The following is a 19,617-nucleotide window of genomic DNA, read 5'->3' as shown; positions in this document are numbered from 1 at the left end:
AGGCATGCGGGTTTCACTGGCGATCGAACGACGGTCATGACATCGTGGTCACGACAACCGTCGGCTACGTGTCGGCGCGAATGGCGCAAATCAGGGTGAACGGTGTCGAGATCGTGCCGGACCAGGAGCACTGAGATGTTGAGGACCTGGAGCCTCCTGGCCCGATTGTTTGGCGGCGGCGCGATCCTCTTCGGCTTTTTCGCCGGATCGCATGCCCCGACCGACATCCAACTCGGGATTGTCACCACCAGCGTGATCGGCGGCGCGATCCTTTGCCTTGTTGGGGTTGGCCTGCTTGAACTGAACAGGCTGCAGGCCGGCCAGCGCGAGCTCATGGCACTGCTGACGCAGGCACCGGCGTCAGCGCCGCGCCCGAATTCGTTTCCGGCGGATGTCCGACGCTGAGAGCAGATTTATGATTGCGGCGCGACGCCCGCGCGGGCGCGGATGTCGATCCGTCAGCTGAGTGATGCTTGGCAAAACGGCCTCACCGGCATGTCTGAGGCCGACACGAACGAGGTTGGTCAACTTAAACGGACGCGATCGCAATCCGGATAGGCTGGGCAATCCACGCTGCGGCATCGCCGCCGATCATCGATTTGCACCCCGTTGCAAATATTCTGCTGGCTCGTCGCACAGAAGTTCCAGATCGCGTGTTGCACGAGCCGTGGGAAGCAGGTTGGAAATGTCGGATTGATGGTCGTGGCGTCGAAGCGGCGCGCCAGGCCGGCAATGATGGCGGCGCATCCACCCGGCGCGTAGCACCCCGCGCCATAGCTGTGCACGGCTCGATGTCGCCGGAGCGCGCCGGTTCGGTGCAGGAAGTTATGCACCAAGGTGTCGATGGCAATGAAGCCGGCCCCAACCTCGACCCATCGTGGCCGCCCAGGGTCGCCAGCCAGCAACAAGTCGGCAAGCATCATCGACCACAGCTTGGCGCCGATGCCGTGAATGTGCGTCAGGGGCTCAAGCACGACCCTTTGTAGGTCACCGGCCACCTTGACGGCCGGTCGGGTCGCATCGGCCTCAGCAAGCCTCATATCGAGCCAGGCGACCAAGTCGCCGTTGCAAACATCGCGAAGGAACAAGTGCAAGGCATAGGCGGCCCGGTTCAGCCCGCCCTTTCGCAATCTGTGCTGAGGTAGCGGACATCGGAGCATGAGCGCCGGCTCGGCACAGGTGCCCCGGCCTTTGCAATAGCTGCAGCCATCGAAACTCCAATAACAGCGGAGCTTGGGGCAACTCGGTGACCGCTCGAGCCCGCCTTCGATGTCGGCCCATGAGATCCCGCCATGCTTGGCGTCCCAGGCAAAAGCGACGCGGTCCGAGATGCCTTGAAGTGATACCAGCCCGATCAACCAGTCGAAGATCGCAGGCGTGTCATGGCGCGCGACGGCCGCTTGCACACCGGCGCGGCGCAGGTCAGCGGCGATCTGGTCGAGATAGTCGGGATTGGAGAGTATGAGCACCGGGCGCGTGACCGCGAGGGTGTGCTGCCAAGCGGAATTATCGAGGCGTGTCATTCGGCGCTCCGGCTAAACCGGTCAGGCTCATAGCGCGCTGCCAATAGTGCCGGTCAAGAGAGCCGCATTCCTGTTGAAGGGACCGACCGATCATGAATGCACGGCCAGTCGAGGCAGGTGGCCGCCTGAGTCGTCTGCCAGTCCGTGGGACCGCTATAAACCAGGCAAGATGCCGGGAGCGATGCTCCCGACTTCTGTTGTTTTCCGATCTTTCGACCGGTCAGAAGATGATCGCGTCCGACTGCATCACCCGTCCAAGACGTCGGATTTTGAGGTCCGCTGGCTCGTCAAGTTCACATAAAGCGAGCATGCCCGCCGAATGCTGGACCAAAGCCCACACCAATGCTGCAATATCATCGTCGTCGGCTTCTTGCATTTGAAGAACTGGCGCCAAAATTTCTCGAGCTTTCAGACGAGCGGATTCGGCACGATCTTCCGCCTTATCTTTCTCCCGGTACATGGAATCCACCCATTGACGGCCGCTCGCTTCAAGGCGGTCTCTTTGCTCACGCACTGAAATCTGCTCCTGGCGTGCCAGAGCCGCCGCATCTTCATTTGCCTTTAGATGAGATACATAGTTGGTCATCATTTCCGAGCTCTTCTGTCGAGGAGGAAGGTCCCTCCGAGCAACCTTTACGTGACGAGTATCCAAGCTCTCGCGCAGCGGCGTTCAACGAGGAGCACCCTTAAGTTCACGAGAGATCGCGAAAGCGAATACTCGATCATTCAAGCGGTAAGCAGCCCGCGAGGTGAAGACGCCCAATCGAAGTGTCATTTCGCGGTCGAGCATGAACAGAAGCATCCCCTCACGAGATTTCACGATCAAACTTGCCTGAACGCCCAATGACAGATGGTGTCCAGCCTTATGCGCATCCATTCGAAGCTTGAGGTCACGCCAGCTATGGCGGCCGGAGTGTCGGATCGGCTATGGTCCTTGCAGCATCATAGTCGAGCAGACAAGCGTCTGATCGGAACCCTTGTGACACAAAGTGGATATCGAATATGGGAACGTATGACCTCGTAGTAGGCGCTGCAGAAGAATTCTTAAAGGCTTCTGACAGCGTCTCTGCGAATAAGTCAAAAAGCAACATCCAGATCATCGACCATCTGAAGAAAAGGATTGAGGCTGGCACTCTACAAGTCAGCTTGTCAGATGGCTCTATGTTGAACTATTTGAGTGTTGCAGCGAATAATGATCCTCAGTCCGGAATTGTTAGCGGCGGCCCACGAAAAGGGTATTGGTACGATCCCGATGCAAAAAGCAAATCCGAAGCTAAGCCGATCGACGAAGAACAACTTGGGACTGGCAACAATAAAACTACCATTTATGAGCGGGATTTCTATCCGATCGTTCAGCTTTGGCTTGAACAAAAAGGATATAAAGCGAAGGATATGTCTAATTTGAAGAGTGGTGGTGCGTGGGGAAATCCTGATATTATCGGAGTCGACAGAGTGGAGCTGTTCGGTGCTGTTGAGGTCGACTTGGTTTCTTGTGAGGTTAAGCTTAACTCTGAAAATTGGGAAAGGATGATTTTCGAAGCAATTTCGCATAAACGCTTCTCTAACAGATCCTGGTTTTGCTATCGCGTCAAATCGGACGATGAACCCCTTCCAAAAGGAATTGAATACTATGCTGAACGATACAAGGTCGGCATAGTGCAGATATTTATTACGGATAAGGAGATGATGGAGATTAAAGACAAGAGCAAGGAACCGTTACATTTTATCGATAGGACGATTGAGAGGACGCCTGCGTTGTACGATTACGTGCCGCTCCGCGAGCAACGGGCTGTAGTCGAGCGTGCCTCGATATCGCTCACGGTTACATTCTGACCAAGCGTTCGAATTACGACACTGCTGGCGCTGGAACAGTGAGCATAGGCAGGGACGCGAAGAGGAATGGTTTGCGACATCAAACACGGTGAGGTGCAACGCTACCGGCCCGCTTAGTTCCGGTGCTGGGTTAAAGCGATAGTATAGTGGTCCGTATGACGCTTACCGGTGGGTGCTTTGCACCGAAGCAACTCGTTAGATCATTCTTGATGACCAAGCCGCTTCAATCATATTTAGGCCCCCAACGTCGCCACGGCGCAAGCGCTTCAGACCGAATTTGGCGCGCCAGCACCGTGCCCTCGTCATTGCCGAAAAGCAGGTGATCTAGGGTTCGTTCCCCCATGATGTCCAACATCCGGACCCGGTCGCCAGTCCGAAGCCAATCCTTCTTGAGCCGCAATTCCGCCGATCTTATCTCGCCGGTTTGTGAGTTGAAACCTTCCGGGAGAAACACTTCACGCATTGCCTTTTGCGGAGCCTTGAGGATGTACCCGGTTTGACGAAGGAGGTCCTCATAACTAACGTACTTGATGTGCACCGAGCTGACATTTTTGCGCAAACTACAATGCTTCCTGCGTAGCGGCCTGACGGCCTTTCTAAGCTCTTCCCGCGTAGCACCCCATGTCAGCACATGAGCGTGCCAACTAACCCAGTCACGGTGCGACCACCGACCTGTACGCTCCTTGAAAAGCGCAGCTTCCACCATCCCAACAAATGGAATGCCATGCAGCGCCTGACGAGTGAAGGCTTGCAGAACGCGGACATCGAACTCGGCGGCCGGTCCCGCTCGCCGCGCCGCCGCGCGCAAATGGCGATCTTTCGGCATCCATTGATCTCCCATCGGGCGAACGAACTGGGCGGGCATGAAAGTCACGAGGTGCAGAGGGCCTTGGCGAATGCCGCGATGGGCAAGAAAATGGTCTGAAGCTATGTGGACGAAGAAAATTCGAGACTCGGCATTATTGGCATAAAGTGCCGATCCGGCACCACGCAGGAGAGTTTCGTTGATTGTTCGACCGCTGGTTGTCGCAGTGTAGTTGACGTGGGGATTTTCGATATAGATCTTCATTCTGTCATCGGCCCAACGATGAACAGTAGAGAAGGTCTCGAGATCGACGATATTCACTGGCTTAAAGCCGGGTGGCCACTGGCGGGGGGGTCGTATTTCGAAAATAGCTGAATTGGGGATTAAACGGAGGCTGAACTGGGGTTGGGGTAGCATGTGACTCATGAATGGTGCCTTTTGCCCGTTTGCATGTGCTTAACAGTATTGTAACCATTACTGGCTCTTCGACGTACGTGGTTTAATATTATGAGGATGAAAGCCCGCGCTGGGTTAACGTGGCATGCTCCAGACACGGGCTTTCAAGAAGCCGCGTATATTCTAGCCCGAACGGCCCGATAAACTTGCCCGACGCAAGCTTACCGCCACAAAGCGAGCACTCTTGCCAACCATGCCGCTACGCTTGATCAGCATGCCGCTACGCTTGATCAGAAGGTTTGCCTCTTCACCCTCAGCCAAATTGCAAGCTTCTGAAATCAGCTCAGGCTCAGCATCGATGTCGAGCGTTTCGATCTTGCTCGGCTTAATCATCTTGTCGGCCGCTGCAGTAGGCACGAGCCTGGGAACGGCAAGCGTAACCGAGGTGGGGATCAGGTCATCAGCGTCGAGCTCGTCAAGCTCCGGCTGAGGGTCAGACCGGCGATTGCTTTCACTTGATGGAAGGGTTGGCACTTCTGAAACCGAGCTGGTTTGCCGAGCATAGCGCGTGGCCATGTCACCCAGTCCTTCGAATCCGCCGCACTCATTGAGGATCTCAGGGACAGTCTCCGGATCAACCTTTTTGTCGAAAAGGGGCATGAGCGCCTGGTTGTAATCGCGCATGCGTTTAATCTCCGACTCAACCCGCGCGTCGAAAGCAAAAACCAGGCACCATCGTAGAATTTCGTCGTCCGCTTCCATTCCCTTGGGCTTTCGCTTTGCCTTCACCCAGAATCTAAGTTTGACAAATTCTTGGTAGTCTTTCGGCGAGGCGTTCAGTCTGATCGCGGCCTTCATGATGACAGCCACATCCTGATATCTTCGGTTGCGGAAGCCTCGACGGTCTTTTTTAATATCTTCGCGAATGGTATTGAGTGCGTTGACGGGGCTCTTGATAGCTTTCTCAAACCGCAAACGCTGTTTATCGCGTTTACTGTCCAACCGTTTTTCAGGAGCGCAGCCATCTCGACGAACCTTGAAATCGCCGGTAACCGGCGATTTGCCTTGCTTGTTTTCGTCGTTTTTACGTGACATCGTAGGCATGGCTTAGCCCCCGATCTTGGCGATGTGCTGGCGGATATCTTCGACCCGCCACGCGGTAATTCGGGGGCCTATTTTGACCGGCTGCGGAAACCGGTTTTCTTTGACCGCCAGCCAGAGGCTAGATTTGCTAAATGGGAAAATGGCAAGCACGCCGGGAACCCGCATAAAGCCGGTTTCGGGAAGTGTGAACGATTTCAACACTGTCGTCTCCTAAGGCCCACTGTTGGGCCAAAGGAATCTTGCGGGATGAGAACTGGAATTAAGTCTGCGTGTTGGGAATATTCCCTAAGTCGTCGGTTTTTTCCTCAGCCTGGTTGCGATCGGGAGATCCGCTGCGTCGGCCCATTTTTGAGCACGCCTAGCATGTTTGCGTATAGTTTTGGCGTCGACGCTCACTCCCGCGCCTATGAGAGCATTTTCGATTTTGACGAACACACCCGGCTGGTCATCGGTATCTGGTTTCGAGAAATCGAAGCCGTAATCCTTCACCAAAACTCCCAGGAGGATGCGGTAGAACATATGCAACGTATTTTGATGAATGTCAGGAGTGCTTACTTCTCGCTGGATTGCTCGCGAAGACGGTAAAATATTTTTAAGCGCCTGAGGAAGCTCGAAACCGATATTGATCGCCCACTCGACGAAGTTCTTTGGTCGAATCGGCTCTGATAGGTCTCCGGCCTCGATCGCCAAGGACACTAACTTGCTTCGTCGATCGAATTTGTCGCGGAACAATGAGCCGCGTGGCCCAGGGCTGCCAACGCTCTTTCGATCGACATGATCGGGATCTTTACCCAATGAAAGAACTATAGACTCCTCTTCGGTCCAGACAGGTGCGATCCCCCAGTAACTGTAATCAGCATCGAAACTTGGATCGTTAAACTCTTCCCATTTATCACGACTGGCGCCTCGCTGTTTTCTTCTGGACTGGGCATCAGCGTGGTAAATAAGGATATCCCTCCTGTAAACATCGAGAAATTCGTCATCGTTCAAGGCCCTCAGCGATCTCCTCATTTCTTGAACTTCATTTAAAATCGCTCTAAAAAAAGATCGCCCTTCCAGTGTCAGACAACCGTCCAGAATGTAGACGGTCGGATCGATTTGCTCATATAGAACTTTCTGACGGAGGATCATTTGCGGATACATGTCCTCATCTTCTACTAAGCAGTCCAACACCAGATCGCTGTCGACCAGGCATCGATTTTGCTCGGAAATGAGTTCCGCAGCTTCCAGCATGAATTTCGGCGTCGAACCCAGCTTCGCCGCTATCAGCTTCGATTCTAAGCGTTCGCGAGGCGTCATTGGCAGTGAACCCAAGCGTGATTCGGGGTGTTCGTTGAAACAGATGGTTCATACTGACAAATTCTCCGCTGGATCGGAAGCGAATCCGCTCACGGAGAAAACCAACTGACTATCAAGGCCTCCCCTATACGGTTCGAACGGCAGAAGCCTCAGTCGAAGGGTGTATGAACGAATGGATGCGTCCTTCGATTGATGTTGCGCACCTTAGCTCTCCAGGTCTCGGGCAGGGGAGCGCTAAGTGGTTCACTGCCTCAGGGCCGTGGTGATATCCGCGGAACGCTGTCAGCAAGGCAGCTCAGGAGCCTCGCACGCTAGTCGCAAGTTGCGAGTTACCGCCAGACCAATCGGCGCGCTAGGATTGAGTTTGAATGCTTGACAGCCCTAGCGCGTGAAGCTGCTCAACCATTGTGTCCAGCTAGGTGCAGCGTCGTCCAGCCTTACACGCGGGACACATACTGGACACCAACCGCTGTCCTCAATGACAACACGTTGATATCGTTGGCGCGCCCAAGGGGAATCGAACCCCTGTTTTCGCCGTGAGAGGGCGACGTCCTGGACCGCTAGACGATGGGCGCTGCGTGATGGTCTCTATAGGGATGCTTGCTGTGTCGCGCAAGTCTGGATTGTCGTTCCGTTGGCGGCAGGTCTCGCGTCCGAGGGCGCCGTGCCACTGCTGCGGCTGTGCTGGGGCGTGACCCGGTGATCCTTCGTGCTTATGGTCGCTTGAGAGATTCGATCAGCGCGAAGGTCGCAGGATGTCCATGACGCAGATTTCCGAGCCCGCCCACGACCCCATCGATCCGGTCAGGCTCGATCGGCTCGCCGAAGTGGCCGTCAAGGTCGGGCTGCAATTGCAGGCGGGTCAGGATCTGCTCGTGACCGCGCCGATCGGCGCCATGCCTCTAGTCCGCCGGATCGCCGCGCATGCCTATCGGGTCGGCGCTGGCCTCGTCATTCCTCTGATCACCGACGACGAGATCACGCTGGCGCGCTTCCGGTTCGGCGCGGATGCGAGCTTCGACCGGGCGGCGGGATGGCTCTACGAAGGCATGGCTCACGCTTTCAGCCACAACACGGCGCGGCTCGCCATCGCGGGCGACGATCCGATGCTTCTCTCCGGGCAAGACCCCGCCAAAGTGGCGCGTGCCAACAAGGCGACCTCCACGGCCTATCGTCCGGCGATCGAGAAGATCACGGGATTCGATATCAATTGGAACATCGTCGCCTATCCGGGGGCCGCCTGGGCCGCCCAGGTGTTTCCCGGTGTCGCGACCGACATTGCGGTGGGCAAACTGGCCGAAGCGATCTTCGCGGCGTCACGGGTCGATGTCGAGGATCCCGTGGCGGCCTGGGCCGCCCATAATGCGGCTCTGCGGACCCGAACGGCCTGGCTGAACGGGCAGCGATTCAGCGCGCTGCGTTATGTAGGGCCCGGCACCGACTTCACGCTCGGCCTGGCCGATGGTCATGAATGGCAGGGCGGCGCCGCCACGGCCAAGAACGGCATCACCTGCAACCCCAACATCCCCACCGAGGAAGTCTTCACGACCCCGCATGCGTTGCGGGCCGACGGCGTCGTGGCCAGCACGAAGCCTTTATCCTACCACGGAACTCTGATCGACCGCATGGCCGTGCGGTTCAGTGAAGGGCGGATCGTCGAGGCCAGGGCCGCACGGGGCCAGGAGGTCCTGACCAAAGTGCTCGACACCGATGAGGGCGCGCGGCGGCTGGGCGAGGTGGCGCTCGTGCCGCATTCCTCGCCGATCTCGCGCAGCGGTCTGCTGTTCTTCAACACGCTGTTCGACGAGAACGCCGCCTGCCACATCGCACTCGGCCAATGCTACTCGAAGTGTTTCATCGACGGCGCCGCTTTGACACCGGAGCGGATCGCGGCGCAGGGCGGCAACAAGAGTTCCATTCACATCGACTGGATGATCGGTTCGAACGAGATCGACATCGACGGCGTGCATCTGGATGGCAGCCGCGTCCCCGTGTTCCGCAAAGGCGAATGGGCCTGATCGAGCGGGCGTGCCGCTAGGACGCCGGGCGCTTCACAGCGCCGCTACGCCAAAAACTCTTCCAGCACGATCTTGCCCTTGGCGCGTCCGCTTTCGATCAAGGCGTGAGCACGCTTGAGGTTGGCGGCACTGACGGGTCCGAAGCTCTCGGCGAACGTGGTTTTCAGCGTGCCCGCATCGACCAGTCGGGCGACTTCGTTCAGCAGGTCGCCTTGCGCCGTCATGTCGACCGTCTGGAAGGTCGATCGGGTGAACATCGACTCCCAGTGCAGCGAGATGCTCTTCGGCTTGAGGACGCTCACATCGAGTGCGGCCGGATCATCGATCAGGGCGAAGCGCCCCTGCGGTGTGATGAGGGCGGCAATCTCGGTCAGATGAGCGTCGGTGTTCGTCGTCGAGAACACGAAGGAGGGCTGGCCGATCCCGAGTGCCGTGATCTGCTGGGACAGTGATTTGCTGTGATCAACCACGTGGTGGGCGCCGAGCGACCGGCACCACTCTTGCGTCTCGGGACGGGAGGCCGTGACGACGACGGTCAGGTCGGTCAACTGGCGGGCGAACTGCGTGGCAATCGAGCCGACGCCGCCCGCGCCGCCGATGATGAGCAGGACGGGTGCGGCGCCCGGAACCGGTCGACGGACGGCAAGACGGTCGAACAGGGTTTCCCAGGCCGTGATGGCGGTCAGCGGCAATGCGGCCGCCTGCGCGAACGACGAGGTCGCCGGCTTGTGTCCGACGATCCGCTCGTCGACGAGATGAAACTCGGCGTTGGTACCCTGCCGACCGATCGCCCCGGCATAGAAGACGGCATCCCCGGGCCGGAACAGCTTCACCTCCGGCCCCACGGCTTCCACGATGCCCGCCGCATCCCAGCCCAGGACCTTCCATTGACCGGCTTCTGGCTGAGCGCGCTTTCGCACTTTCGTGTCGACGGGATTGACCGAAACAGCGTGGATCGCCACCAGCAGGTCGCGTCCATTCGGCGATGGCTTCGGCAGTTCGATATCGATCAGTGAGGCGGGATCGGCGATGGGCCTGGAAGTCTGATATCCGACAGCGCGCATGATGAACTCCTGGTTCGTCGGCAAACACCCTGGCGTGGCTCAGCCACAATTGATTTTGCTCTTTTTGACCAACGCCAGAGGCTGAAAGAGTCCTCGAAGCGGACTTAGATTTTAAAAGACGTCCCGGAACAGATTTGTTGTCGAGGTTCTTCACCTGCAAGAATGCAGACGACACAATTGCCAGAGGTCAAGAATGACACGCCGCCGGGCGCCGAGGCATCCGCGGCCTGTTTGTCTAGGCACCAGGGGTCGCGGCGTCGCCCGATAATGTGACATCCACCACGAGGATCCCGTCGAGGCCGCCCTTGGCGGCTTGCACAAGCTTCCCGCCAGCCGCCTGGTGCGCCGGGTGCTGCAGATAGGCGTCCCGTGAGGCTTCACTGGCGAAATCGACCGTAAACGCATGCGTAAAACCACGCGCCAACCCCTCCGGGCTGACATTGGCCCCCGCTGCAAACGTGAGCATGCCTGGGACGATCGTGCGCAGTGCCGCGAGCTCCGCAAAGATCGCGCTCTGCTCGGAAACATGTGTCTCCTCAGCAAACCGGACCAGGACGATATGACGGATCATGCAGCCTCATGGGTGTTGGTCGTGAAGCATCGATCCTGCCGTCCTTCATCACGCGCCATAACGGAGCAGTGATTCAATTCGACCGCTGGACCCCGCGCGCATCCATATATGTGGGTTTCGAGCCATTTGGTATGCCGTACCCGCTGTTGGGCCGGCCGGGGCCAGTTCCGAGCGGGATGAACGGACGCGTTATGGACCGCGCATCGAGACCATTCCCGAGCAGGTTGTTGTTCACGCTGCGCGGCGTCGCGTAGAGCTGGCCATAGGAGAGCGGTTGAGCCGCGGTCCCGGTGTAGACGCCACGCGCGTCAAAACCGTTCGAGCCTCCATAGGTGCCCGTCAGGTCGCGCGTCGTCGGCGAAGCGCCGAGGGGCTGCCGGGTATAGATCGTCCCGCCGCCCTGGCTGATCCCGGTCTGCGTGCCAGCGTTCGGTTGCGTGCCCCCATACGGCTGCGGACCCCCATACGGCTGTGTGCCGCCGTAGGCTTGGGTTCCGCCATAGCTCTGGGTGCCGCTCAGTTGCGGCGTGCCGAGGGTGGATTGAGTGCCGCCATAGACTTGCTGGCCTCCATAGGCGGGCGTGTCGCCCATCATCGGATTCGTGGGGTTCCGCTGCGTTCCTGTCGAGGGCTGGATGCCGTCGCTTTGCGGCGACCCATCGAGCGGCGATGTGCTTCCGTAGGTCGGCAGGGCGCCACTCGGCTGCGTGCTCCCGAATTGCGAACCGGTGTTGCCACGTTGCAGCCTGCCGCGTTGCGGCCCGCGTCCGTTTGTGGCGGCCGTGCCCGGCGGTTGCGCTGTGCCGTTCGGGGTGAGAACTACGGCCGGTGGGGCAGCGGCGGTCGCGGGTTGCTGCGGAGCCGGTGTTTGCGTGGTCCCGATCGACGGCTGAGGAGCTGGCGCCGGTGCTGGTCCCTGAGACGGGTCGCCCGTTTGCGGCTGGCCATCCGGCGGCGGTGCCTGCGCAAGCTGCGCCAGGATCGTGAGGCCTTCGCCATGATGGCCGGGCTGCTGCACGATGAGCGGCATGGCGCCCGCACCGACATGGATCACGACAGACGTGGCCGCTCCCAGAAGTCCAGAAACTGGCAGAATCTTCATCGCACATGACCTTTCGTCAGAGACTCCAAGGAAGGTCCCGCCATTTGGTTCCCCAACGGCATGTTTTTCGGTCGGATGCCAGGAACGGGCAAGAGAATTCCTGCGGCTGCCCGCGACAGGCCGGTGTTGGTCTACCGCGGGAGGGCGTCAGGGATCTCGGCGTCGGCCAACACCTCGATTGCGTCGCGCCGGATCGGAACACACCTTCTTGCCGTTGCCTCGGCGTGCCGCCATAGGATGGGCGTCTTCGCGGTGCCGACCGCCGATGCCTAGGACGGGTTTCCATGCGACAGGTTCTGGACGAGCTGCAACGGCGCCGCGCGCGGGCGGAAGCGGGCGGGGGGGAGCAGCGCATCGCGGCCCAGCACGCCAGGGGCAAGCTGACGGCCCGGGAACGCATCGATCTTCTCCTCGACGAAGGCTCGTTCGAAGAGTTCGATATGCTTGTCGAGCACCGCTCGACCGCCTTCGGCATGGACAAGACCAAGATCCCCGGGGATGGGGTGGTCACGGGCTGGGGGACGATCAACGGCCGCACCGTGTTCGTCTTTTCCAAGGATTTCACGGTATTCGGCGGTTCCCTCAGCGAGGCGCATGCGGGCAAGATCACCAAGGTTCAGGATCTCGCGCTGAAGATGCGGGCGCCCATCATCGGGCTTTATGACGCCGGCGGGGCACGCATTCAGGAGGGGGTCGCGGCGCTTGGCGGCTATGCCGAGGTGTTTCGGCGCAACGTCGAGGCCTCGGGGGTGATCCCGCAGATCTCGGTCATCATGGGTCCCTGCGCGGGTGGCGACGTCTATTCACCCGCCATGACGGACTTCATCGTCATGGTTCGGGACACGAGCTACATGTTCGTCACCGGGCCGGATGTGGTGAAGACCGTGACGAACGAGACGGTAACGGCCGAGGAACTCGGCGGCGCCCGCATCCACACCACCAAATCTTCGATCGCCGACGTTGCCTTCGACAACGACCTCGAAGCGCTCTTGCAGGTGCGGCGGCTCGTCGATTTCCTCCCCGCCAACAACACCGACGGACCACCGCAATGGCCGAGCTTTGACGATGTCGCACGCGGCACGGCCAGCCTCGAAACGCTGGTGCCCGAGAACCCGAACAAGCCCTATGACATCAAGGAGGCGATCGAAAAGATCGTCGACGAGGGCGACATCTTCGAGATCCAGGGCGCGTTCGCCAAAAACATCGTGACGGCCTTCGCACGGATCGACGGGCGCACCATCGGCGTGGTGGCGAACCAGCCCATGGTGCTGGCGGGCGTCCTCGACTCCGATGCTTCCCGCAAGGCCGCGCGCTTCGTGCGCTTCTGCGACGCTTTCGAGATCCCGATCCTCACCTTCGTGGACGTGCCGGGCTTCCTGCCGGGCACCGCGCAGGAGCAGGGCGGCCTCATCAAGCACGGGGCGAAGCTCCTCTTCGCCTACGCGCAATGCACCGTGCCGCTCGTCACGATCATCACCCGAAAGGCTTTCGGAGGGGCCTATGATGTGATGGCCTCGAAACACATCGGTGCCGACGTGAACTATGCCTGGCCGACCGCTCAGATCGCCGTCATGGGCGCCAAGGGCGCCGTCGAGATCATCTTCCGCAAGGATGTCGGAGACGCCGACAAGATCACTGAGCTGACGCGAGACTACGAGGCGCGCTTCCTGTCGCCCTTCGTGGCCGCCGAGCGCGGCTATGTCGACGAGGTGATCATGCCGCGCGACACCCGGCGGCTGGTCGCGCGGACGCTGGCGATGCTGCGCGCCAAGAAGTCCGAGCGGCCCTGGCGCAAGCACGATAATATCCCGTTGTGAGGAGGCCGCCATGTTCTCCAAGATCCTGATCGCCAACCGCGGCGAGATCGCCTGCCGCATCATGCGGACGGCGCGGCGGATGGGCATTGCCACAGTGGCGGTCTATTCGGAGGCGGATCGGGATGCCTTGCATGTCGCCATGGCCGATGAGGCCGTGTTCATCGGCCTCGCGCCGGCGGCGCAGTCCTATCTCGTGATCGAGGCCATCGTGGAGGCGTGTCGCGCGACCGGCGCCGACGCGGTGCATCCCGGCTACGGTTTCCTGTCTGAACGCGAAGCCTTCGCGGAAGCGCTTCGGGCCGCGAACATCACGTTCATCGGGCCGAACCCGCAGGCCATCGCGGCCATGGGGGACAAGATCGAGTCGAAACGCTTTGCCCGGGCGGCAGGCGTCTCGACCGTGCCGGGCCACCTTGATGTGATCCGCGACGCCGCCCATGCCGGCGAGATCGCGGCCGAAATCGGCTTTCCGGTGATGATCAAGGCGTCAGCCGGCGGCGGCGGCAAGGGCATGCGGATCGCCTCGAAGGCCGATGAGGTCGCCGAAGGCTTCGCGCGCGCGCGCTCGGAGGCGGCCTCCTCGTTCGGCGACGACCGCGTGTTCCTGGAGAAATTCATCGAGAACCCGCGCCATATCGAGATCCAGGTGCTGGGCGACAAGCACGGTCATGTCATCGCCCTCGGCGAGCGCGAGTGTTCGATCCAGCGGCGCAACCAGAAGGTCGTCGAGGAAGCGCCCTCGCCGCTGCTCGACGCGGAAACGCGGCGCCTGATGAGCGAGCAGGCCGTCGCCCTCGCCAGGGCGGTCGGTTACGACTCGGCCGGTACGGTCGAATTCGTGGCCGGGCAGGACCGGAGTTTCTTCTTTCTCGAGATGAACACCCGGCTCCAGGTGGAGCATCCGGTCACCGAATTGGTCACGGGGCTCGATCTCGTGGAACTCATGATCCGGGTCGCCGCGGGCGAACCACTCCCGCTCGAACAGGCCGACGTGCGGCTCGACGGTTGGGCGGTCGAAAGCCGCATCTATGCCGAAGACCCGACACGCGGCTTCCTGCCCTCGATCGGTCGACTCACGACCTACAGTCCTCCGGCCGAAGGCTCGCGGGACGGCATCACGGTCCGGGTCGATGCCGGGGTGGAGGAGGGCGGTGAGATCTCGATCTTCTACGATCCGATCATCGCCAAACTCGTGACGCACGGCCCGACCCGCGAGGCTGCGATCGCGGCGCAGGCCGCCGCGCTGGACGCCTTCGCGATCGCGGGCATCCGGCACAATATCCCGTTTCTGGCCGCCCTGATGGACCACCCGCGTTGGAAGCAGGGCGCCTTGTCGACGGGATTGATCGCAGAGGAGTTTCCCGGCGGCTTCGAAAATCCTGCTCCCAAAGGGGCCGTGGCCGAACGCATGGCCGCGGTGGCGGGTTTGATCGACCACCGTCTCAATGCGCGCAAGCGTCAGATCTCCGGCCAGCTGAAGGTCGCTCGCCCACACGCCTTCGCGAAAAAGCGTGTCGTGCGGCTAGGGTCTCAGGATTTCCGCTTCGAGGTGCATGACGATGCGCACGGCGCGGCGGCGATCCGCTTCGAGGGCGGCCAGGTTCTGTCTGTATCCTCGACCTGGAATCCCGGGAACCCGGTATGGCACGGCACGATCGACGGCGCCTCAATGGCCGTGCAGGTGCGACCGGTACCCAACGGCGTGATGCTGTTTCACGCCGGCACTTTTGCCGAAGCCAGGGTCTATACCGCCCGCGAGGCCGAACTCGCGCAATTGATGCCGCTCAAGAGTGCCGGGGGTAGCGGCAAGGCGGTGCTCTGCCCGATGCCGGGACTTTTGCGCGAGGTTCTCGTGGCACCCGGGCAGGTCGTGAAGACAGGCGAGGCTCTGGCCGTGGTGGAGGCCATGAAGATGGAAAACGTCGTCCGGGCCGAGCGCGACGGGACGGTCGATCGTGTCCATGCCAAGGCCGGGGAGAGCCTTGCGGTCGATGCCACCATCTTGGAATTCGCGTGATGGAAGGGGCGCTGCCGCCGGTCTTCGACCAGCCGGAGGCCGCATCCTGGCGCGCGGCCGCGTCGCGCGTCCTCAAGGGTGCCGACCTCATCGAGGCGCTCGTCTCTCGCAGCCATGACGGGATCGCTCTCGGTCCTCTCTTCGCGGCCGACCTGCCGTCGGGGCCCCAGCCTTGGCGGGATGCAAGCCGGCCGGTCGCCATACTGCAGCGCATGGAGCATCCCGTTCCGGCGGAAGCGCACCGCCTTGCGGTCATCGATCTCGCCAATGGTGCGACGGGCTTGACGCTCGTCCTTGCCGGCGCCTCCTGCGGCCGCGGCTTCGGTGTTCCCCCCACAGGGATCGCCATGGCGCTCGATGGCCTCGATCTCGAAGGTACTCCGTTCCGCTGCGAGTGCCCGACCTTCCTCGAAGCGCGAACTGTCGGCACCCTGCTCGGGGCGCTCGCGGTCAGGGGCCGCGACCTCACCGTCCTCGATATCGCAATCGACCCGTTGGGCGACATGGCGCGGACCGGGATGGTGCCGCGCATAGTTCGGGATCTCGGCGTGGAAGACGGGATGCACGCCGTGATGGCCTGCATCGCCGCTTGGCTGCGGGATCTTCGCCAATATGGATTGACCACGCCGGCGCTTCGTGCCGATGGACGGCCTCACCACGATGCCGGCGCCTCGGAAGCCCAGGAGCTCGCGGCCGTGCTGGCGACGGGCGTGACCTATCTCCGGGCGCTCGAACGCGAAGGCCTGGATGAGGCGCGCCGAGCGCTCAGCTTCACGCTCGCGGCCGACGCGGACCAATTCCTCACGCTCGCAAAGTTTCGGGCGTTTCGTCGCCTTTGGGCGCGCGTGGAAGAGGCTTGCGGCCTGCGGCCCGCCCCGATCCGGCTCCATGCGGAAACTTCCTGGCGTATGCTGTCCCGACGCGACGCCTGGAGCAACCTGCTGCGCAACACGATCGCCTGCGGTGCCGCCCTCATGGGCGGAGCCGACAGCATCACGGTGCTGCCTTTCACGAGTGCCCTCGGGCTGCCCGACGAGTTCGCGCGCCGTCTTTCCCGGAACACCCCCCTCCTGCTGTTGCAGGAGGCGCATATCGGCCGTGTCGCCGATCCCGGCGCGGGCGCAGGGAGTGTGGAGTTCATCACCGGGGCCCTCTGCGCGGAAGCCTGGCGGCTTTTTCAAGGCCTCGAACGGGCAGGGGGGCTCGCCACGGCCTTGCAAGCGGGGACATGGCAGGCCAGTATCGGGGCCGTCCGCGCGGCGCGTCGGACCGATCTCGCGTCGGGCCGCACCGCGCTCGTCGGCGTCACGTCCTTCAAGGGTCCGGCCGAACGCGAGCCGAGCGTGGTGGCACCACTGCCACCCGCGAGCGGGCCTGACGTTTCGAATGCTTCGGCCGTGTTCTCCGCTCTTCGGCCTGAGCGCGATGCGGAGGAATTCGAGAGCGAGGCGACGCCATGACGCGCATCCCCGATTTTTCCGGCATCGCCTTCGCGCCCGCCGGGGCCGACGCCCCGCAGGGCGGCGAACCCTGGCTGACCGCCGAGGGGATCGACGTGAAGCCACGATATGGCCATTCAGACCGGAGCGGCTGCGTGGCGATCGACAGTCTTCCCGGCGCGATGCCGTTCCTGCGCGGGCCTTATCCCACTATGTACGTCACGCAGCCCTGGACCATCCGGCAATACGCCGGCTTCTCCACGGCCGAAGCCTCGAACGCTTTTTATCGCCGCAACCTCGCGGCCGGCCAGAAGGGCCTCTCGGTCGCGTTCGATCTCGCGACACATCGCGGCTACGATTCCGATCACCCTCGTGTGGCCGGCGATGTCGGCATGGCGGGCGTGGCGATCGACTCGATCCTCGACATGCGGACGCTGTTCGACGGCATTCCCCTCGACACGATGAGCGTGTCCATGACCATGAACGGCGCCGTGCTGCCCATCATGGCGCTCTACATCGTGGCGGCCGAGGAGCAGGATGTGGCGCCGGACAAGCTCGCCGGCACGATCCAGAACGACATCCTCAAAGAATTCATGGTGCGGAACACCTACATCTATCCGCCCGAACCCTCGATGCGCATCGTCTCCGACATCTTCGCCTACACGTCCGCCAAGATGCCGAAGTTCAATTCGATCTCGATTTCCGGGTATCACATGCAGGAGGCGGGTGCGACGGCCGACCTGGAACTCGCCTATACGCTAGCCGATGGCGTCGACTACATCCGGGCGGGACTCGCGGCGGGGCTCGACATCGATCTTTTCGCCCCGCGTCTGAGTTTTTTCTTCGCGGTCGGCATGAACCACTTCATGGAAATCGCGAAGCTGCGAGCCGCACGTCTATTGTGGACACGCCTCGTCTCGCAATTCCAGCCAAAGTCCGACAAATCGCTTACGCTGCGAACGCATTGCCAAACCTCCGGGTGGTCGCTCACGGCCCAGGACGTTTTCAACAATGTGGTGCGCACGACGGCCGAGGCGATGGCCGCGACCCAGGGTGGCACCCAATCGCTGCACACCAACGCGCTTGATGAGGCACTGGCGCTGCCGACAGACTTTTCAGCCCGCATCGCCCGCAACACGCAACTCGTCCTGCAGCACGAGAGCGGTACGACCCGGATGGCCGATCCCTGGGGCGGCTCCTTCTACGTCGAGCGTCTGACGGCCGATCTCGCGGCGCGCGCCTGGACGCATATCGAAGAGGTCGAGACGCTCGGCGGCATGGCCAAGGCCATCGAGTCGGGCTTGCCGAAGCGGCGCATTGAGGAAGCGGCGGCCCGCACCCAGGCGCGGATCGATGCCGGTCTGCAGCCGATCATCGGCCTCAACTGCTACAGGCCGGAGAGCGAGGCGCCGCTCGATGTTCTGAAGGTCGACAATGCCGCCGTGCGTGACGCCCAGATCGTCAAGCTCGCGCGCCTCCGGGCGGAGCGCGATCCGAAGACTGTGGCGGCCAGCCTTGATGCCCTCCAAGTCGTGGCCCGCACCCGTGTCGGCAATCTGCTCGAAGCGAGCGTCGCGGCGGCGCGTGCCCATGCGACGGTCGGCGAGATGTCGGCCGCGCTGGAGGCGGTTTGGGGCCGGCACGCCGCGACCGCCAAGGCCGTCTCAGGCTTCTATCGAGGCGCGACCGGCACGGACACCCGCGCGATCGACCGCGTTGCCGACCTCACCCGCAGCTTTGCCGAGCAGACCGGCCGCCGCCCCAAGATTCTGGTCGCCAAGGTGGGGCAGGACGGTCACGACCGCGGCCAGAAGGTGATCGCCTCGGCCTTTGCGGATGTCGGCTTCGAAGTGGTGCTCGGCCCGCTCTTCGCCACGGCCGAGGAGGCCGCCCGGCAGGCTGCCGACGAAGAGGTGCATATCGTCGGTGTCTCGTCGCTCGCGGCCGGCCATCTGACGCTGATCCCGGCGCTGCGCCAGGAACTTGATCGACTGGGCCGATCCGATGCCATGCTGGTCGTGGGCGGCGTGATCCCGCCGGGGGATTACGACGCCGTCACGGCGGCGGGCGTGACCGCCATTTTCCCGCCCGGCACCGTGATCCTGGAGGCCGCCGAAGCCTTGATGGAGACCCTCAACGCGCGTCTCGGCTACGCCCAGAAGGACCCCTCCGCCTATATCGAGGCAAGCCGCCCATGATCGGCCGCCTCAACCATGTGGCGATCGCGGTTCCGGACCTCGATGCAGCCGCGGCTCTCTACCGCTCGGCTTTGGGGGCAAGCGTCTCAAATCCACTGCCTCTTCCGGAGCACGGCGTCACGGTCGTCTTTGTTGCCCTCCCCAACAGCAAGATCGAGCTGATGAGCCCGCTCGGCGCAGCCTCACCGATCAAGTCCTTCCTCGACCGCAATCCTGGCGGCGGCATGCACCACCTCTGCTTCGAAGTGGAGGACATCCTGGCCGCACGCGACACGCTCCTGGCGCAGGGTGCTCGCATGATTGGAACGGGCACACCGCAGGTCGGCGCGCACGGCCTGCCGGTGCTGTTCCTGCATCCCAAGGATTTCAATGGGACATTGATTGAACTGGAAGAATGCGCCAAATCATCGGAATGAGGCTAGGCTCCCGTC

General features: G+C 61.7%; 17 protein-coding genes and 1 tRNA gene. 8 read left to right on the top strand and 10 right to left on the bottom strand.

Annotated elements, in window-relative coordinates; all coding sequences use genetic code 11:
• The first annotated feature begins 135 nt into the window (after positions 1-135).
• Positions 136-405 (top strand): hypothetical protein, encoded by a 270-nt coding sequence (locus tag M8523_RS10590; protein ID WP_282584821.1) that lies wholly within the window; start codon positions 136-138, stop codon positions 403-405.
• Between the two features lie 119 nt (positions 406-524).
• On the opposite strand, the gene M8523_RS10585 is transcribed toward M8523_RS10590, so the two are convergent.
• Both M8523_RS10585 and M8523_RS10580 read right to left on the bottom strand, forming a co-directional pair.
• The gene (locus M8523_RS10585) at positions 525-1,523 is read right to left on the bottom strand and encodes a hypothetical protein (protein WP_282584820.1); all 999 of its coding nucleotides are present in this window, start codon (positions 1,521-1,523) and stop codon (positions 525-527) included.
• 220 nt (positions 1,524-1,743) lie between these two features.
• Complete coding sequence (locus M8523_RS10580; protein WP_282584819.1) at positions 1,744-2,112, bottom strand: hypothetical protein; 369 nt, start codon at positions 2,110-2,112, stop codon at positions 1,744-1,746.
• A gap of 413 nt (positions 2,113-2,525) precedes the next feature.
• Here M8523_RS10580 and M8523_RS10575 point away from each other — a divergent pair, with 413 nt between their 5' ends.
• Entirely contained in the window at positions 2,526-3,356 is an 831-nt protein-coding gene (locus M8523_RS10575) for a hypothetical protein (RefSeq protein ID WP_282584818.1), read from the top strand.
• 223 nt (positions 3,357-3,579) lie between these two features.
• On the opposite strand, the gene M8523_RS10570 is transcribed toward M8523_RS10575, so the two are convergent.
• The 5 genes from M8523_RS10570 to M8523_RS10550 form a co-directional block, all read right to left on the bottom strand.
• Complete coding sequence (locus M8523_RS10570; RefSeq protein ID WP_282584817.1) at positions 3,580-4,482, bottom strand: hypothetical protein; 903 nt, start codon at positions 4,480-4,482, stop codon at positions 3,580-3,582.
• A 258-nt stretch (positions 4,483-4,740) separates the two neighbouring features.
• Positions 4,741-5,652, bottom strand: a complete 912-nt coding sequence (locus M8523_RS10565) for a hypothetical protein (RefSeq protein ID WP_282584816.1) — start codon at positions 5,650-5,652, stop codon at positions 4,741-4,743.
• Positions 5,653-5,664: 12 nt separating this feature from the next.
• Entirely contained in the window at positions 5,665-5,859 is a 195-nt protein-coding gene (locus M8523_RS10560) for a helix-turn-helix transcriptional regulator (protein ID WP_282584815.1), read from the bottom strand.
• 87 nt (positions 5,860-5,946) lie between these two features.
• On the bottom strand, positions 5,947-6,960 hold the full coding sequence (locus M8523_RS10555; protein WP_282584814.1) for a hypothetical protein: 1,014 nt from the start codon (positions 6,958-6,960) through the stop codon (positions 5,947-5,949).
• A 499-nt stretch (positions 6,961-7,459) separates the two neighbouring features.
• Positions 7,460-7,535, bottom strand: a tRNA-Glu gene (locus M8523_RS10550).
• Between the two features lie 186 nt (positions 7,536-7,721).
• Between M8523_RS10550 and M8523_RS10545 the strand changes: the two genes are divergently transcribed.
• Entirely contained in the window at positions 7,722-8,978 is a 1,257-nt protein-coding gene (locus tag M8523_RS10545) for an aminopeptidase (RefSeq protein ID WP_282584813.1), read from the top strand.
• Positions 8,979-9,022: 44 nt separating this feature from the next.
• Here the strand turns inward: M8523_RS10545 and M8523_RS10540 are convergent, their stop codons facing one another.
• The 3 genes from M8523_RS10540 to M8523_RS10530 all read right to left on the bottom strand — a co-directional run bounded on the left by M8523_RS10540 (position 9,023) and on the right by M8523_RS10530 (position 11,715).
• Positions 9,023-10,042, bottom strand: a complete 1,020-nt coding sequence (locus tag M8523_RS10540; protein WP_282584812.1) for a zinc-binding alcohol dehydrogenase family protein — start codon at positions 10,040-10,042, stop codon at positions 9,023-9,025.
• 235 nt (positions 10,043-10,277) lie between these two features.
• Positions 10,278-10,613, bottom strand: a complete 336-nt coding sequence (locus M8523_RS10535; RefSeq protein ID WP_282584811.1) for a Dabb family protein — start codon at positions 10,611-10,613, stop codon at positions 10,278-10,280.
• Positions 10,614-10,686: 73 nt separating this feature from the next.
• Entirely contained in the window at positions 10,687-11,715 is a 1,029-nt protein-coding gene (locus tag M8523_RS10530; RefSeq protein ID WP_282584810.1) for a hypothetical protein, read from the bottom strand.
• A gap of 284 nt (positions 11,716-11,999) precedes the next feature.
• Here M8523_RS10530 and M8523_RS10525 point away from each other — a divergent pair, with 284 nt between their 5' ends.
• From M8523_RS10525 to mce, 5 genes are read left to right on the top strand one after another with little or no spacing between them, the layout of a single operon-like run.
• Positions 12,000-13,532 (top strand): acyl-CoA carboxylase subunit beta, encoded by a 1,533-nt coding sequence (locus M8523_RS10525; protein ID WP_282584809.1) that lies wholly within the window; start codon positions 12,000-12,002, stop codon positions 13,530-13,532.
• Between the two features lie 10 nt (positions 13,533-13,542).
• Positions 13,543-15,549 carry an acetyl-CoA carboxylase biotin carboxylase subunit gene (locus tag M8523_RS10520; protein ID WP_282584808.1) on the top strand — a complete coding sequence of 669 codons (2,007 nt, stop codon included), beginning with the start codon at positions 13,543-13,545 and terminating at the stop codon, positions 15,547-15,549.
• A complete protein-coding gene (locus M8523_RS10515; protein ID WP_282584831.1) occupies positions 15,549-17,009 on the top strand; it encodes a methylmalonyl-CoA mutase family protein in 1,461 nt (486 codons plus the stop codon). The genes M8523_RS10520 and M8523_RS10515 overlap by 1 nt, the downstream gene beginning before the upstream one ends.
• Complete coding sequence (scpA, locus tag M8523_RS10510; RefSeq protein ID WP_282584807.1) at positions 17,006-19,186, top strand: methylmalonyl-CoA mutase; 2,181 nt, start codon at positions 17,006-17,008, stop codon at positions 19,184-19,186. Before M8523_RS10515 ends, scpA begins: the two co-directional genes overlap by 4 nt.
• Positions 19,183-19,602 (top strand): methylmalonyl-CoA epimerase, encoded by a 420-nt coding sequence (gene mce, locus M8523_RS10505; RefSeq protein WP_282584806.1) that lies wholly within the window; start codon positions 19,183-19,185, stop codon positions 19,600-19,602. Before scpA ends, mce begins: the two co-directional genes overlap by 4 nt.
• Positions 19,603-19,617 lie beyond the last annotated feature (15 nt).

The sequence above is a fragment of the Lichenifustis flavocetrariae genome, assembly GCF_026130545.1.
Classification (GTDB): Bacteria; Pseudomonadota; Alphaproteobacteria; order Rhizobiales; family Beijerinckiaceae; genus Lichenihabitans; species Lichenihabitans flavocetrariae.
Note: the sequence above shows the minus strand (reverse complement) of the source record. Positions and strands in the feature narration are given on the sequence as shown.